The sequence below is a fragment of the Paenibacillus sambharensis genome (genome assembly GCF_003233845.1).
GTDB classification, from domain to species: Bacteria; Bacillota; Bacilli; order Paenibacillales; family Paenibacillaceae; genus Paenibacillus_I; species Paenibacillus_I sambharensis.
Genome location: NZ_QKRB01000038.1, coordinates 51,210 through 66,914, shown reverse-complemented (window position 1 = coordinate 66,914; position 15,705 = coordinate 51,210). Strand labels below are relative to the sequence as shown.

The 15,705-nt window shown below is 53.9% G+C and carries 16 protein-coding genes; 10 read left to right on the top strand and 6 right to left on the bottom strand.

Annotation, left to right across the window (positions count from 1 at the left end; translation table 11 throughout):
* Window positions 1-113: 113 nt before the first annotated feature.
* The 3 genes from DNH61_RS07920 to DNH61_RS07910 all read left to right on the top strand — a co-directional run bounded on the left by DNH61_RS07920 (window position 114) and on the right by DNH61_RS07910 (window position 3,688).
* Complete coding sequence (locus DNH61_RS07920) at window positions 114-1,547, top strand: alpha/beta hydrolase family protein (RefSeq protein WP_181438617.1); 1,434 nt, start codon at window positions 114-116, stop codon at window positions 1,545-1,547.
* 106 nt (window positions 1,548-1,653) lie between these two features.
* The gene (locus tag DNH61_RS07915) at window positions 1,654-2,328 is read left to right on the top strand and encodes a response regulator transcription factor (RefSeq protein ID WP_111146119.1); all 675 of its coding nucleotides are present in this window, start codon (window positions 1,654-1,656) and stop codon (window positions 2,326-2,328) included.
* The gene (locus tag DNH61_RS07910) at window positions 2,321-3,688 is read left to right on the top strand and encodes a sensor histidine kinase (protein ID WP_111146118.1); all 1,368 of its coding nucleotides are present in this window, start codon (window positions 2,321-2,323) and stop codon (window positions 3,686-3,688) included. The genes DNH61_RS07915 and DNH61_RS07910 overlap by 8 nt, the downstream gene beginning before the upstream one ends.
* A gap of 13 nt (window positions 3,689-3,701) precedes the next feature.
* Here DNH61_RS07910 and DNH61_RS07905 read toward each other — a convergent pair whose 3' ends face one another.
* Window positions 3,702-4,898, bottom strand: coding sequence for an MFS transporter (locus DNH61_RS07905; protein WP_111146117.1), 1,197 nt, complete (start codon window positions 4,896-4,898; stop codon window positions 3,702-3,704).
* A gap of 154 nt (window positions 4,899-5,052) precedes the next feature.
* Between DNH61_RS07905 and DNH61_RS07900 the strand changes: the two genes are divergently transcribed.
* On the top strand, window positions 5,053-5,568 hold the full coding sequence (locus DNH61_RS07900) for a GNAT family N-acetyltransferase (RefSeq protein ID WP_111146116.1): 516 nt from the start codon (window positions 5,053-5,055) through the stop codon (window positions 5,566-5,568).
* A gap of 99 nt (window positions 5,569-5,667) precedes the next feature.
* Here the strand turns inward: DNH61_RS07900 and DNH61_RS07895 are convergent, their stop codons facing one another.
* Window positions 5,668-5,961, bottom strand: a complete 294-nt coding sequence (locus tag DNH61_RS07895; RefSeq protein WP_111146115.1) for a hypothetical protein — start codon at window positions 5,959-5,961, stop codon at window positions 5,668-5,670.
* A 230-nt stretch (window positions 5,962-6,191) separates the two neighbouring features.
* Between DNH61_RS07895 and motA the strand changes: the two genes are divergently transcribed.
* The 5 genes from motA to DNH61_RS26260 all read left to right on the top strand — a co-directional run bounded on the left by motA (window position 6,192) and on the right by DNH61_RS26260 (window position 10,564).
* On the top strand, window positions 6,192-6,992 hold the full coding sequence (gene motA / locus DNH61_RS07890) for a flagellar motor stator protein MotA (protein ID WP_111146114.1): 801 nt from the start codon (window positions 6,192-6,194) through the stop codon (window positions 6,990-6,992).
* Window positions 6,976-7,812, top strand: a complete 837-nt coding sequence (locus tag DNH61_RS07885) for a flagellar motor protein MotB (RefSeq protein ID WP_111146113.1) — start codon at window positions 6,976-6,978, stop codon at window positions 7,810-7,812. The genes motA and DNH61_RS07885 overlap by 17 nt, the downstream gene beginning before the upstream one ends.
* Window positions 7,813-8,001: 189 nt before the next feature.
* Window positions 8,002-9,345 carry an FAD-dependent oxidoreductase gene (locus tag DNH61_RS07880; RefSeq protein ID WP_111146112.1) on the top strand — a complete coding sequence of 448 codons (1,344 nt, stop codon included), beginning with the start codon at window positions 8,002-8,004 and terminating at the stop codon, window positions 9,343-9,345.
* Window positions 9,346-9,383: 38 nt separating this feature from the next.
* Window positions 9,384-10,397: a class I SAM-dependent methyltransferase gene (locus DNH61_RS07875; protein WP_245948020.1), complete on the top strand. Its 1,014-nt coding sequence runs from the start codon at window positions 9,384-9,386 to the stop codon at window positions 10,395-10,397.
* Window positions 10,398-10,399: 2 nt separating this feature from the next.
* Window positions 10,400-10,564, top strand: a complete 165-nt coding sequence (locus DNH61_RS26260) for a hypothetical protein (protein ID WP_181438616.1) — start codon at window positions 10,400-10,402, stop codon at window positions 10,562-10,564.
* Window positions 10,565-10,679: 115 nt separating this feature from the next.
* On the opposite strand, the gene rluF is transcribed toward DNH61_RS26260, so the two are convergent.
* The 3 genes from rluF to DNH61_RS07860 all read right to left on the bottom strand — a co-directional run bounded on the left by rluF (window position 10,680) and on the right by DNH61_RS07860 (window position 14,568).
* Window positions 10,680-11,381 carry a 23S rRNA pseudouridine(2604) synthase RluF gene (gene rluF / locus DNH61_RS07870; RefSeq protein ID WP_111146110.1) on the bottom strand — a complete coding sequence of 234 codons (702 nt, stop codon included), beginning with the start codon at window positions 11,379-11,381 and terminating at the stop codon, window positions 10,680-10,682.
* 189 nt (window positions 11,382-11,570) lie between these two features.
* Window positions 11,571-12,248 (bottom strand): NAD(P)H-binding protein, encoded by a 678-nt coding sequence (locus DNH61_RS07865; protein ID WP_111146109.1) that lies wholly within the window; start codon window positions 12,246-12,248, stop codon window positions 11,571-11,573.
* A gap of 55 nt (window positions 12,249-12,303) precedes the next feature.
* Entirely contained in the window at window positions 12,304-14,568 is a 2,265-nt protein-coding gene (locus DNH61_RS07860) for a sensor histidine kinase (RefSeq protein ID WP_245948019.1), read from the bottom strand.
* A 328-nt stretch (window positions 14,569-14,896) separates the two neighbouring features.
* On the opposite strand from DNH61_RS07860, the gene tadA reads away from it, so the two are divergent.
* The gene (tadA, locus tag DNH61_RS07855; protein ID WP_111146108.1) at window positions 14,897-15,364 is read left to right on the top strand and encodes a tRNA adenosine(34) deaminase TadA; all 468 of its coding nucleotides are present in this window, start codon (window positions 14,897-14,899) and stop codon (window positions 15,362-15,364) included.
* On the opposite strand, the gene DNH61_RS07850 is transcribed toward tadA, so the two are convergent.
* Window positions 15,359-15,556 (bottom strand): aspartyl-phosphate phosphatase Spo0E family protein, encoded by a 198-nt coding sequence (locus DNH61_RS07850; protein ID WP_111146107.1) that lies wholly within the window; start codon window positions 15,554-15,556, stop codon window positions 15,359-15,361. The genes tadA and DNH61_RS07850 overlap by 6 nt on opposite strands.
* Window positions 15,557-15,705: the final 149 nt, after the last annotated feature.

Genomic DNA, 15,705 nt, shown 5'->3' with positions numbered 1-15,705 from the left:
GGCGGGCTTTTTCCATTATGACCACTTTCTCCTGACCGCACTTCGTTCATCTTCCGTTCATACTTCCCTGATAGCCTCAACTTATAACATGAGAACGGGGAGGAATCATGAATATGAAGCCGTTTGAAATCTGTCTGTTTGCAGCCGCCGCGCTCATTCTTCTCGGTTACTGCTTCAAGCTGCGGCCAAGGGAGCCATGGATACCCGCCATTGCGCTAAGCGGTACCATTATGGGTGTCCTTCATCTGCTGTTTGAAGGGGCCCGATTGCAGATGATCCCGCTCTATGCGTGGTTTGCAGGAAGTGCGCTTGGTTGTTTAGTCGCTATGATACGAGGCAGCACTTTACACCCCTTCGTGCACGCTCCGCTCGTGAGGCGGATCACACTGGGGCTGGCCGGAGCACTCGCCGCAGCTGTCGCGCTGCTCATCCCTCTGTATCTGATGCCGCTTGTTATATTAGAACAACCGACAGGCCCCTATGGTGTTGGCACAGCTAGCTATTACTGGACTGACCCCACCCGCAGTGAAACATTCACCTCGGATCCCGCTGATAAACGAAGCATTGCCGTGCGGATATGGTATCCCGCGGAAAGCCAGCAGGATGCAGAGAGAGCTCCTTACGCATACCCGCCGGAACACATTTACCAGGTTAGCAAATCTCTACCCCTGGAGCTCCGCCTGCTGCTGGACAGCATCTCGCGCACCGAGACACACGCCTATCTGCTGGCCCCGGTCTCGAGAGAAGAAGGGAAGTATCCTGTACTTCTATTCTCTCCGGGTTACGGGATGTCTAACTTTATGTACGCCGCTCAAACTGAGCAGCTTGCCAGTCATGGTTATATCGTCGCTGCCATTGAGCACCCTTATTACACGATGTTCCCAACACTTGCACCAGACGGGCAGGTAACTGAAGGACAGAAGGATCTGGGTGACGCAGGGTTTGACTGGACAGCCATGGAGAGCGAGATGCGCACTTGGGTGAATGATGTTAATTTTGCGATGAATCAGCTAAAGAGAGTAAATAAAGAGGACCCGTATGGTCTCTTGACCGGCAAGCTGGATTTAGAGCGTCTCGGAATGTATGGCCATTCCTTTGGCGGTGCAGCTGCCGCGCAGGTTATGCATGCCTATCCTGAGAGCGGCATTCTGGCAGGCGTCAATATGGACGGCTTCCCATTTGGCGAGGCAATCACCGAAGGGTTACCCGGCCCATTCCTGTATATGCAGACCGCCGACTCGGAACAGTTCACCAGTAGGGAGCTGCCTGATGAGGTCGCAACCGATCCAGCCGAATACGGCCTTGCATCCGCTGAGCAGTATAAGCAGGTTGCGAAGGAGATGGAGCGGAGGAAGACCGGTCTGCTGCGTAACAACGGCATAGAGCGAACGATCGCCGGGGCAGATCACATGACCTTCTCCGACATGGGGCTGTACACCCCTTTGCTCGGCCGGAAGGATAAGATGCTGATGCGTTCCATTAACAGCGAGCTGCTGGCGTTTTTTGACCGGCATGTGAAGAACTATAACCCGGCCCTGCCTTCCTGATACTAGCCGGTTATGTTAAGGCCTGGTTATAATGGATTGGGGGCTGCAGGTTGTCTCTAAAGACGACTCTGCTGTGCGTAAGTGACCCCTTGAAGGAGGAGACAGGATGACGAGTGTATTAATAGCCGACGATGACCCGCATATCAGGGAGCTGATACGGATGACCCTGCGGACAGACCGCTATGAGCTCACAGAGGCAGGAAGCGGAACCGATGCCTTACGGATCGCCGCTGCCCAGCGCATCGATATCGCAATTGTCGACGTCATGATGCCAGGCATGAATGGACTGGAGGTCTGCCGGGAACTGAAACGTTACTACGACATTCCCATCCTCCTCCTTACCGCCAAGGGGACAAATACGGATAAGGTTATGGGCTTCCAAGCAGGTACAGATGATTATGTTGTGAAGCCCTTCGACCCTGCCGAGCTTCGCTACCGAATGAAAGCGCTGCTGAGGAGATTTCAGCTGGACCACAGGTGTGTGATTGAGGTTGGGGGATTGTATATGAACACCGACCGCACGGTCAGCTTCGACGGAACGGACATAGTTCTGCCGCCCAAGGAGTTCGAGCTTCTGTCTCTGCTTGCTTCCCATCCGAACCGGACGCTGACACGGGAGCAGCTGATCCAGCAGGTATGGGGCGTAGACTACGAAGGCGATGAGCGTACGGTGGACGTACATGTAAAAAGATTGCGGGAACGCCTCTCCGGCTGTTCCTCCCGTACTGAGATCGTCACCGTACGCGGATTGGGCTACAAGCTGGTGGTTCAGCATGATTAAGTCATTATATACCCGCATTGTCCTCTATTACTGCGCGGCTGTTTTAATCAGCGTAGCCATTGGCTTTGCTTCCGCTGTCGTGCTGTTCTGGAACTCCGGATACGAAGAGGAGGAGCAGAGCCTTAAGCGCTCGGCAGCGGCTATTATGCAGCTTTACGAGCAAGCCAGGCCCCAGGACGCGGCCTCTTTCCTTGAAACGGCCGCACAGCTTGCCTCCGTGCGTGTATCTCTCCAGATACCAGGCCGCGAAGACAGTGAACAGAGGTTTAACTGGAAAGATGATGAATCATATGGTCTGTTATGCGACTGCGGGGCTGCGTACAGTACGCCGTGGGACATAGGCGGGGATCGTTACAAGCTGCAAGTGCTTCCAGATCAGGAGGAGGTATCAGGCTTCAGCGAGATCGCCTTCATCCTTGCAATCGTGCTGCTTGTTGGCGGAGGATTCATGTTAGCCGCCGGCAGGCATCTGGTTAAGCCCGTTAAAGCCGTTACCACCGCCGCGGGTGAGATTGCCGGAGGGAATTTCAGCATTCGCCTCCCCACCGACCGGCAGGATGAGATGGGCGCGCTGTCCGCATCCATTAACCATATGGCCTCGGAGCTCGGACAGCTCGATCAGGAGCGCCAAGCGTTCGTGGCTAATGTCTCCCATGAATTCCAGTCGCCGTTAACCTCGATGAAGGGCTTCTCGCAGATGCTGCTCGAGGGTACGCTTGATGCCTCCGAGCAAGAGCGTGCTCTTCAGATTATCGGGCAGGAAAGCGACCGCCTATCCAAGCTCAGCGACAACCTGCTCCGCCTTGCTCTACTGGATTCCGATAAACTGGCGCTCTCCCCTGTGCCGTTCGACGTCGCGGAGCAGATTCGCCGCACTGTTCTTGCCTTTGAGCCGGTATGGGCACGGAAAGGATTGAATGTTGAGATGTCGGCAAGCAAGACGGTTATCCAGGCCGATGAGGAACTGCTGGGCCAGGTATGGTCCAACCTGATGTCCAATGCCATCAAGTTTACGCCTTCAGGCGGCGCAATCCGTATCACGGTCCGGCTTCAGAATAGCCAGCTGGAAACCCGCTTTTACGACAGCGGCGCACGTATTGCTGAGGAAGACAAGACGCGCATCTTTGAACGGTTCTATAAGGCGGACCAGGCCAGAGACCGGACCCGGGAGGGCAGCGGCCTGGGCCTGTCCATCGTACAGCGGATAGTTGCCATCCACAGAGGCAGTATTCATATCGTGGACAGCCCGCTTCAGGAAGGCAAGACATTCATCCTGACGCTACCTGTCCCGCAGCTGGAGCATCAAGGTAAGGAAACAGCAGGTCCGGGGTGCATCCCGCAAAGCCAGCAAACCGGCTAAGAAGCGGCTGTTCCTAAGTGCTGCGCCCCCCTATCTCCCTTCCCTGCCGGCGGGTTTCCGCCGCTATCCAGACCAGCAGCAGCAGCATGACAGCCGATACCGCCGCAAGCATCCATATCGTGCTTCCTGCACTGTAGTGGTCCAGGAACCAGCCGGTGATGCGCGGCATAGCTGCTCCCCCCAAACCTCCGGCTGCTACTAATAAACTCGTCGTCCGTTCGGTCATGCCTGGCAGCTTCTCATTCATATACAGCAAGCCAATAGCGAACACGCCTGACCAGACAAGCCCGCTTAATCCGATCCAAATTAGACTGATGCTGGCGCTGCCCGTTACAGCAAGCAGTGCCAGCAAACCGGCCCCCACGGCCGTGGAGACAGCCAGGTACCGCATATACCCGCTCCAGTCTGCCAGACGGCCGGAGAAGAGCCGCCCAATGACCATGAGCCCCCAGAATAAGCTTAGTGTAGAGGCCGCCGCCGCTTCCTCCATGCCCGTCCTCTCCTTCATAATCGAGGGAAGGTAATTGGACACGCTCATCTCCATCCCCACATAGAGGACGAAGTAAGCAATCCCTATGCCAAGCAGAGGCAGGGCCGAAAGGCTGTAGCGGGGTCTATGCTCAACAGCCCCTGTTTCCTTGGGCGCAGCGTAGGCAAGCAGGTCATCCGCCTGTCCGAAGGACATGGTGAGCCAGATTAAGGTTGTAATCCCCGCCATCGCCGTAACAACCGGAAAGGCCATCTGCCATATTCCCGCACCGATCAGCAGGGCCGCGGCTGAAGGCATGGCGAGCGCCCCAAGCCCGAAGAAGGTTTCAAGCCGGGTCATGGCAGAGGCCTTACGGTCCACCACAAATTCAATAATAATGGCGCCAAGCACCGCTTCCGTCAGACCGAAGCCAAACCCTGCAACCGGCGCTATCCCGAGCATGAAGCCCCAGGGCAGAAGAAGGCTGTATGCCGCCTCAGCCGCCGTCAGACTCCCCATTGCAGCCAGTACTGTATTCCTTCTCCCGATCCAGCGGGTCAGATAAGGCGCTGCCAGTACGCCTGCCAGGAAGCCGAGGAACTGGTTCATGATCCACTGCCCGCCATCCTGATAATTCAGACCATAATGGTCCATCATCGGCTCGAGTACCGCACCGCCCACTACATGAGCCATCCCGATCACCAGGTAAGACAGGCATCCTACCCATATCAATTTATTCATATCTGCTCCTGTTCCAGCTATGTCATCATGCCGCTTCTACAACCGGCCTCGCACGATCGCTTGTTATCTATAAGACCGCTCTTATTTTAACATGGCACCGGCCGTTTTGTTATAATGACTTCATTCAAGTAAGTACAATTCAGGAGGAGCTGCTTTGGCACATTCTAACGGGCATACTGCCCCCCCTCCAGCCGGACTTCACCTTGCCCCCTTCTCAGAAGAGCACGGCAGGGAGCTGTGCAGCTGGCATTATGAGCCGCCTTATGACCTGTTCAACTGGCCCGGGTGGGAACAGATGCAGCAGCAGGGTATTGAGTTTGGCGACCCTGGAATCCGCGACAGGCAGTACACGGCTATCTTAGACGAGCATCACGAATTAATCGGTTATGCACAGTTTTTCCCGCTGCTCGGCGTTACCCGTCTCGGCCTTGGGCTGCGTCCCTCCTTATGCAGTCAAGGCCTTGGCCCGGCTGTTGTTTCCCTTCTCATTAGGGAAGCATTCAGGCGGTCGCCGGATGATGAGCTGGATCTTGAGGTCCTCACCTGGAACGAGCGGGCTGTAAGGGCCTACCAGAAGGCGGGGTTTGAAATTACAGACCGGTACTGGCGCCCCACCCCCACTGGCCCAGGGGAATTTTACTGCATGGTCTACCGAAGACCATTCCTATAAAATCGCCGCTTCTATCCTCAAGAGAAGCCAATAAACGCCCTCGGCCTGAAGCCGGGGCGCCTCTGATGGAATGGCTGCTATGAGACTGTCACCCGGCTGTCAGATCAGCCGGACGAGCCGAATTTCCGTGCCATCGACCGAAACCTCTATAATATGACGCTTGGGATGATACGTAACATGCCCCGAGCCTACTGCGATGGTGGACTCCTCACCCAGACCGTAGAATACATCGTCGGCAAGAGCCTCCAGCACCTCCGCACGCTCAGCAGGGCCCAAGCCTTCCCACTCCTCTGCTGTCATATCAAAGAACGTATAGCTGTCTTCTATCCCGCCAACCGCCTCGGTTAGGTCCTCCAGTATTTCCTTGTATTCCCTCGCATGTCGGACACCCATCTGTCTATCCCCTCTCTCTGAAGCTTGATGAAACGCTTTCTACCCATTCTACGCCTTCCCTTACAACTATTATAGTAAAAAAATTGACGCTGCCGCTCTTTTCTATTCCGCTTACTCTAATATTCTCCATAGATTTGACGATAAATACAGTAGTGGCATTGTCGAATATCTTGTTTTTTTGACGTCTATTGCTCAAAATCAATCATTTTCATGAAATATGGGGTGTACTTATGGAGAAGTCAACTGTTATTGGTATTGTACTCGGCATTGTAGCCGTTGTAGTCGGCATGTTTCTAAAGGGCGCACCGGTCGACCAGCTCATTAACCCGGCGGCTTTTATGATCATACTCGTCGGTACTGCCGCGTCGCTGTTCATTGGTTTTCCACTAGCCGAGCTTAAGAAGTTTCCAAAGCTTGTCGGCATCACATTTAAAGAGCAAAAGCTGCCAAAGCGTGAAGACTTGATCCGCATGTTCATGGATTGGGCTTCTGTTACCCGCCGTGAAGGCCTGCTCGCTCTGGAAGCAAAGGTTGATGAGATTGAAGATGACTTCCTCCGCAACGGCATGCGGATGATTATTGACGGTAACGACCAAGATTTCGTGCGTGACGTTCTGCTGGAGGAGATCTCCGCAACAGAAGACCGCCATAAGGCGGGGGCGCTTATATTCACACAGGCGGGCACCTACGCTCCAACACTCGGCGTACTTGGCGCCGTTATCGGTCTGATTGCCGCCCTCGCGGATATGAGTGACATGAATGCTCTGGCACACGCGATTGCCGCTGCCTTTATCGCAACCCTGCTTGGTATCTTCACCGGATACGTACTGTGGCACCCAATCGCGAACAAGCTGAAGCGGTTGTCGAAGCGTGAAGCGGAAATCCGTCTGATGATGGTTGAAGGCCTGTTGTCCATCCAGTCCGGTGTATCAACAATCGCCATTAGCCAGAAGCTGTCTGTCTTCCTTACGCCAACCGAGCGTAAGGTGATGTCTTCCGGAGAGGGTGAGCCTGTTGAGCAAAAAGCATAAGCATGATGACCATGAAGAGCATGTAGACGAATCCTGGCTGATACCCTACGCTGATTTGTTGACCCTCCTGCTGGCTTTGTTCATCGTATTGTACGCCATGAGCGCAACGGATGCCAAGAAGTTCCAGGAGATGAGTCAGGCATTCAGTATTGCCTTCAACTCCGGTGTCGGCGTCCTTGACCAATCGGCCGTTGTCTCAACCCCCGAGCAGGTGACAAGCAAGGATCGCACCAAGCGTGCCGACGACAATGAAGACAACCAGAGCCAGCAAAGCGCGAGCGATCTGACGAAGCAGGAGCAGCAGAAGCTCCGGGAGAAGGAGCAGCAGCAGCTGGAGAAGCTGAAGCAGCAGCTGGATCAGTATATTAAGCAGAACGGACTAACGACCCAGCTGGAAACGAAGCTTAACCAATCGCAATTAATGATTACAATCAGCGACAATGCCTTATTCGATTCAGGCAGCGCCGCGATTAAATCAGATGCCAAGGCACTGGCCGTATCTATCGGCACGATGCTGAAGGATTATCCGGGCTACGAGATAACCGTTGCTGGCCATACGGATAATAAGCCGATCAATACCTACGAGTTCGCTTCCAACTATGAGCTCAGCGCCAAACGGGCCATTAACTTTATGTCGATTCTGATCTCAACCGGCAAGCTTGATCCGAAACTGATCAGTCCCACTGGCTACGGGGAACACAGGCCGATTGATTCGAACAAGACTGAACAGGGCCGGGCCAAGAACCGCCGTGTCGAGGTATCCATTATCCGTAAATATGTGGACCTTGAGAACAGTAAATCAGTCTCTGCCGGCTCCTAACGGCCGTACTTTCTTCACAAGCCCTCATAATGAGTGTTATAACCTAGCCCGACCAGCTTGCCTGGCCGGGCTTCTTTATGGCCGCACAACCTTATACAAAGTTTATACGTTCAATGTTTCACAATCAGCCATTTGCGTTATTAAGGGTTATCACGAGAAGCAGCCAAGGCGAACGAGAGGAGGGATGCCATGCGCTGCCAGGTATTTATCTCCGGTGGCGGCATTGCTGGTCTTACGCTTGGTCTTCTGCTTTCCAGACACGGGATTAATGTCATCGTCGCCGAGAAGAAGCGCGGGGAAGGCTTAATGTACAAGGGCGAGCTGCTCCAGCCGAAGAGCCTGCAGATATTGGATCAGCTGGATACGCTCCGCCCCCTTGAGCAAACCAGCTTCAAGGTACGCACAATGCGGCTTAAGGAACTGACGGATCTTCACTCCTTATCCGGAGCAGGCAGCCGGGATGCGGTCATGGACTATGGCGTGCTGGAGCCCCCCTATGACTTTGCTCTTATGCACCCGCATGAGAAGCTTAAAGGCCTGCTAATGGAAGAAGCGCTCCAGTGTCCTTGCTTCACTATGCTGCAGCCCGGACATGTAACCGGATTGGAGCACGATGATAGCGGACGGGCCGAGGCAGCGATCGTGAAGACACCGGATGAGGAGCTGCGTATCGAGGCTGATTTCTTCGTAGGGGCTGAAGGGCGCATATCCCCTGTACGGGAGACGATGAATGTCTCGATGAATCGCACCGAATATAATCATCACTTCCTGACTGTCTCCTTCCGGAAGCCGGCTGAGCTCACTGAGGCCACCATCCTGTCTCACGACAGCCGGTTCCTGGGACTATTCCCCCTTCCGGATAACCGCGTCCGGACTGTCTATCTCATCCGGCCAGAGGAATATAAGCCGATGCGCTCAGGCGGCTTGGACAGCTTCTATCAGGCTTACCGCGAGCTGTATCCTCCGATGGAGGGCTGTGTGGAAGAGATTGAGAGCTGGAAGGAAATCCAGCTGATGATTCCTTTTCGCCACCAGGCAAGCCAGTTCGTACAGCATAATATTGCGATCATCGGCGATGCAGCCCATAATGTCCACCCGATGGCCGGCGAGGGCATGAATATGGCCATCCAAGATGCCGATATACTGGGACAGCTGCTGGTCTATCTGTACAAGGAGAGGCTGCCGCTGGACAATGCCCTGTATGCGTATGACAGCGTCCGCCGTCCAAGGGCAGAATTCATAGCGAACCTCAGTCACCTGTCAGCGCTCGCCTACTCCTACACATTCCCGGGAATGAGCAGCATTCGCCCCCGTATTCTGCAATCCATTGCAAAGTCGCCTTACCTGCATTACAAATATATGCTTAATATTTCCGGGCTGGGCATGTGGCCGGATACCCTCGCTGACCGGTTTACGCAGCTTGGAATTTGGCCGAAGAGGCGTACACTCAGCAGCCAAGAGAAGCTGCGGCATCGCTTTTCTAGCGAGGAGGATTATCCTTGGCTCACTGGGTACAAGCCGCTGGCAGAATGATCCGACCTAACAATTTAAGATAAATGGAGGTGAGAGCTGTGCTGGAGACGATTCATGAATGGAAGAAGCTGTATCAGGCGCGCAAATGGATGAAGCAGAACGCCACGTTCCTGCCGGCATGGCATGCTTACGTAGGTTATACAGCCGAGCTTTTCGAATGCTTCGCAGAGGGTAATACGGTAGAAGAGGCTGCAACGCAATGTAATCTGGACAAGGGGCTGCTTCAAAATTGGGTGGATGTCGGCCTGGCGGTAGGCCATCTTCGTGAGCGGGATAACCGCATTCATGCCACTCCAGCCATGCTCTCCTATGTTTCCCCCTCCAGTCCAGACTCAGTTGGGCCTCTGCTGCAGGAGCTGATGGAGCTGCACATTCCGACTCTGCTTCAATACCCTTCCCTGCTGAAGGGCGAGGAAAAGCCGGTTTTTGAAAATGACCGCTTCGGGCCGACAGTTGCCGCGACATCCGCTCTGCTTGAGAAGCTCGCATTTCCCAAGCTTGTGCACTGGATCAAAGCCCATGATGTCCATTCGGTACTGGATATCGGCTGCGGCCATGGCGGTTACCTGCGAAGGCTGTCAGAGGTGCGCGGGGACATGCGTCTGATCGGAATCGAGCAGAACGAGGAGGTCGTGCGTCAAGCGCAGGAGGAGTCGAACAGCAGCGGCTGCAAGCTCGAGCTGGTGCATGATGATTTTAACCGGTGGGGCGGACCGGAAGAGCCTGTTGATCTCATTATGATGAACAATATCCTGCATTATTTCGAGCCGGACAAGCGCTGTCAGCTTCTGCGGAAGGCCAAACAGATGATCAGCCTTGGTGGAACGATCACGCTGATCAGCCCGGTGAACAAGACCGGCAGCGGACAGGCCTTTGCTTCAGCATTCAACAGCTTCATGTCCGCTCACGAGAATCTTTACCCGTTTCCAACCAAGGAGGAGCTTGAGCAGATGGCCGGCGGCGAGGGACTCCGAATGTCGCTGTGTCAGCCTGTAATCCGCGAAGGCAGCTGGTATTTTATTGGTCTGGAACAGACCGGAGAGGAGCGATAACGATGGGTCAAATGCTCGCTATTATTTTCTTCATCCTGATGGTCGCTGTCATTATAATGGAGGTATTCCTGAATGTACTGGGCGCACTGGCCTATGGCGTTGCCATCGTCCTGTTGATTCTTGGAATTGTGGCATTCTTCCGCCACCGCAGCAAGGCGGGAAGCTAGATTCCCATAAACGGGAAAAGCAAGAGGCAGGGCCGGATCTCCTCCGTCCTGCCTCTTGTATATTCTGCTGCCTTGCCGGACGGTCATGATTACCGAATCTTATCCTTCCGGCAGACTAACTGCCATTATAATTCAGCTCCCGGAACAGCTCTGATTTCTCTTCCGGGGTCAGATCACGCCACTTGCCTGTCGGCAGCTCGCCCAGGTGAATGTTCATGATCCTGAGCCGCTTCAGCTTACGTACCTGATAGCCGAAAGCCGTACACATCCGCCGGATCTGCCGGTTGCGGCCTTCTGTCAGAATGATCCGGAATACCCGCTCCCCTACACGCTTCACTTGGCAGGGCAGTGTCATACTGCCGAGCACCTTAACCCCGCTGCTCATGCCCTGCAGGAAAGAGGCCGTCACCGGCTTATCTACTGTCACGATATATTCCTTCTCATGCTTGCCTTCAGCTCTCAATACCCGGTTCACTATATCCCCGTCATTGGTCAGCAGAATTAAGCCTTCCGAATCCTTATCAAGCCGGCCAATTGGGAAGATACGCTCCGGATGACCGACAAAATCGACAATATTCCCTTTGATATGCGATTCTGTTGTACTCGTTATGCCGACCGGCTTGTTCAAGGCAATATAGACATGTCTGCGGTGGCTGCCGATCGGCTGGCCGTCGACACGCACATCGTCCCCGGCTTCTGCCTGGCTGCCAAGCCCCGCTTGTATGCCGTTAATGGTGACCCGCCCGCCCTCGACCAGCTTGTCCGCTTCTCGCCGTGAGCAGTAGCCGCTCTCACTAATAAATTTGTTGATTCGCATGCGTTATTCACCCCATTATTTCCCGCGCAATACCTCACACGTCTTGGACGGTTATTATTATAGCATGCCAAAAGCTTCCTTACACATGGCCAGGACGGCGTGGAAGAAAGAAGGGCGGACAATCCTGGGGCAGGCGGCCTTCGCCTGCAGAATTCCCGTGAAGGGAGATAGATCCCAGCTAGTGCCGTGCTACTTAGACGCTAACTGGGAAATAGCTGAAGACTCATAAACTTGTTCTCCGCCCGGTCCCTGATCCGCAGCCTGCTGCATGGCAAGCGCCACCACCCCGGCTTCAATTGGCTTGAATTTCTTCAAGCCGCCAATCCACAGAAAGGGCAGTCCGGCGGCTATAGCCGCACCTATCCGTTCCCCAAGCCGGAACTCACTTCGTTTGCCAAGCAGCAGAGAAGGCCGGAATATGTAGAGCGAAGGCAAACCAAGCGCCTTCAGATCCCGCTCCACTTTTCCCTTCACCCGGTTGTAGAAAACCTTAGACTTGGGATTGGCTCCCATGGCCGTAACGATCAGAAAGTTTGCCGCGCCATGCTGATGAGCCAAGCGTCCGAGAGCAAGCGGGTATTCATAATCCACCTTGGCAAATGCCTCCTGGCTGCCCGCCTTCTTAATCGTCGTGCCGAGCGTGCAATAGACCACTGCCCCTGCCAACAGCTCTCTCTGACCATCCAGCTGCTCCAGCCGGTCAAAATCGGTCTCCCGTTGAACAAGCTTCGGATGAGTCAGATTCAACCTCCTCCGCACCAGAACGGTAACCTGCTCATACTGTTTATTATCCAGCAGCAGCTTCACCAGTTCATGGCCAACCAAGCCGCTGGCCCCAGCCACAACAGCATGCAGCGCCACGCGCATTCGCCACACTCCCTTCTGCTTTCGTCCCGCTTCATCACCTTGAGCTGGTTCCCGGTTATTCGGTAACAGCCGGCAGCGTAATGACTACCGTTGTACCGACATCCACCTTGCTTGTAATATCCATCGTGCCCTGGTGGCTCTGAATAATACGCTGACTGACCATGATCCCAAGCCCAGTCCCGGTTTCCTTGCCCGTTACGAACGGGTCGCCCAGCTTCGGAATCATCTCTTCCGGAATGCCCACCCCCTGGTCGGTGATCGACACGGCTATTGTATCCCGCTTCCTCTTCTCCACTACGATGTTCACTTCACCACCGCGCGGCATGGCCTCAATTGCATTCTTGAGCACATTGATAAAGACCTGCTTCAACTGGTTCTCCTCGCAGGCGATCTCACATTCTTCCTGGGTAAAATCGGTGTTGAAGACGACATTGCAAAGATGAGCCTGGCTGTCAAGCAGCGAAACGACATCGCCAAGGACATAGCGCACATCCTTCAGCTCAAACTTGGATGCCTGCGGCTTCGCTAGGATGAGAAACTCGCTGACAATCAGATTGATCCGGTCAAGCTCGGAGAGCATCAAATCCACATGGCCGACGTTCAGCTTCTGCGTCTGCTGCTGCAGCTGCAGGAATCCCCGCAGCGTCGTCAGCGGGTTCCGGATCTCATGTGCTACACCCGCAGCCAGCTGGCCGACCGTGTTCAGCTTCTCGGACCGCCGCAGCAGCTCGTCCATCTTATACCGGCTGGTCATGTCGCGGGTGATGCTGGCATAAGCCCGGATTATACCCTTGTTGTCCCTGATTGGGGAGGTGGTCACACTGACATTCATCCAGTTGCCGTCTTTCCTCTGCCTGACCGTCTCTCTTGCAGGCAGAAGCTTGCCTGCGGCGATCTCATCCAGCGCCTGCTGCTCTTCTCTGCTGTACTGCTCGGGAACAAGCTGCAGCCTGGCGCCGATCGCCTCCTCAGCCGTCCAGCCGAACATCATCTCGAAAGCCTGATTCACCTGTACAATCGTTCCATCCGTTTGTTCCACATGAATGGCATCGCTTGTATGATTGATGAAGGACTGCAAGTATTCCTTCATTGTCCGATTCTCCTCAAATGCGCTTTGTAGTTTATTGGTATAAACCGCGAGATTCTTCGACATCGCGTTCACCTGCTGAGCCAGCTGACCCATCTCATCACTGCTTCTGACCTCCAATACAGTATCGAATTGTCCGTCCGCCACGTCATTCACCTTCGATAATATGGAATGTACGGGCCGGATCAGCCAACCGGATATGATATAGCTTGCCATGACCACAAGAACGAGCAGCGCGCCGGATATTAAGATCCGGTTCATCCGCTGCTGGTTGAGATTTTCGAACAAGAAAGCTTCATCCATAACCAGGCTGACGACAAGCGGGTACGGCTCTTCGAATCCTATGTAGCCCTTCAGTATAGATTTCCCATCCATAACTGCCGAACGGAAGACCATCTTTCCTGCCGCAGCCGCTGCGACATCCGCCTGGTCGATGAGCTTGTTCCCAGGCGTGAAGCGTCCATACTGGATAGCTGCAGTCCCCATGAAAGCATCCGTCCCGGCATTGACCTCCATCGCTCCCGCTTCCGTGAATGATCCGGGATCAAGTACAGCTATTTCCATCAAGTCCCGCTGTCCGGCAAGCAGATCATCAATCAGCTGCCTTGGCTCCGATTTTTCCAGCAGTTCCAACGTGTCATCATTATTAATGCCGACGGAAACCACATAGTCCCGGCCAGCCTTTGCCAGGTAAGCTCTTATTTCTTGTCTAGCCCCGTCTTCTTCACCGCTGCCTGCCGGCCACATGACGACAAAAGCCGATTCCTGCTGCACCTCTCCCTCAGCCTCTTGAACGGCCAGGGTGCGGACCGGCACCTGCAGCTTGTCAGCTGCTTCGTTCTCAAGCGACCCAATGAGTTGTTCATTACTGGAGCCGATCACTTCCAAGCCTTCTTCTGAAGCTGCCAAAATTGAGAGACTATCTGTCTTCACGGCATTTGCAGCCGCCCGGATTGCTGCCCGGTCTATTTCCTTCAGATTCTCAGGCAGCAGGCTTGCCGCTGCCCTGGCCGAGAGATGCAGCCGGGCCGTCATTTCCTGCTCATAGGCTGCCCGAAGCCGTCCGTTCTGATCAATGGTCTCCGCAACCTGCTTGGCCAGCCTTGTCATGCTCGCCTCTGCTTCGCTTCTCAGGTTGACCCGGGTTGAATAATCATTCAAAATGACATCGAGCGTCAAAAAAAGCATGACAAGCAGCGATATGGCGAGCGTCAATTTGCTTTTAACCGACAACGATTGACACATCCTTTTACGAAAAACGTTGGTATATGGCGATTTTATCATACTTGAGGGAAAAAGGAAGCAAACCAAAGGACCAGCTTATAGGTCTAATGTCGTGGTTTTCACATGATTTTACAGTTTAGGGATGTGAATAACTTGCTGTTTATCCTCAGTGAATTCGTTAGTATGTGGACAGTATTGTGGATAACTAAAAGTTATGCACAATATCATCCACACACTGTTAACAACGAATATTTGTTCGCGGCATAATTCGCGTTTTCCAGACAGAACATTGTTATAATCAGGGGCTTAACTATCACTTGGAGAGGAAGATTCACCTGTGGATATCGAGGCAGTTGACCAATATTTTATGCAGGAAGCTATTGTGGAGGCCAAGAAGGCAGAAGCTCTTAAGGAAGTCCCCATAGGGGCCGTTGTGGTCAAGGATGGTGTTGTTATTGGACGAGGGCATAATCTACGCGAAACCGCATTTGATCCGACTGCACATGCCGAGATGATCGCCATTAAAGATGCCAGCAGATCAGTTCAGGCTTGGCGGCTTCTCGACTGCACCTTGTATGTAACGCTTGAGCCCTGCCCGATGTGCGCCGGGGCTATCGTGAACTCCAGAATTGGGCGGGTCGTATTCGGTGCGCCCGACCCCAAGGCCGGTTGTGCCGGCACGCTGATGAATCTGCTCCAGGAAAGCCGCTTTAACCATCGGTGCGAGGTTACCCAGGGTGTCCTGCAGGAAAGCTGCGGGCAGCTGCTCACGCAGTTCTTCCGCCGCCTTAGAGGAAAGCTATAACACAGGACCCGGCTTGCGCGAAGCCCTGTCCCTCTCCTCGCGATGAATGGTTTGCAGAACCACAATAAGCTGGTCCACCTGTTCACTGAGGGCTAATACATCCGGGTCAGTCAGACTGCCTCTGGTCTCCGCCACTTCATACAATTGCAAGCGAAGGGTCTGCAGCTGGTTGACTAATAGATTTTTGTTCATACCACTTCACTTGCTCCTATCTATCATTTTTGTAACCAAATTCCATTATACACTAGTTTTGGGATTATACGTGTCGCAATTTGTCATATGATCGGGACTTTTTTAATTGTGACACGGGTTATCCCCATCCCTTTCACATCAAAATTTTT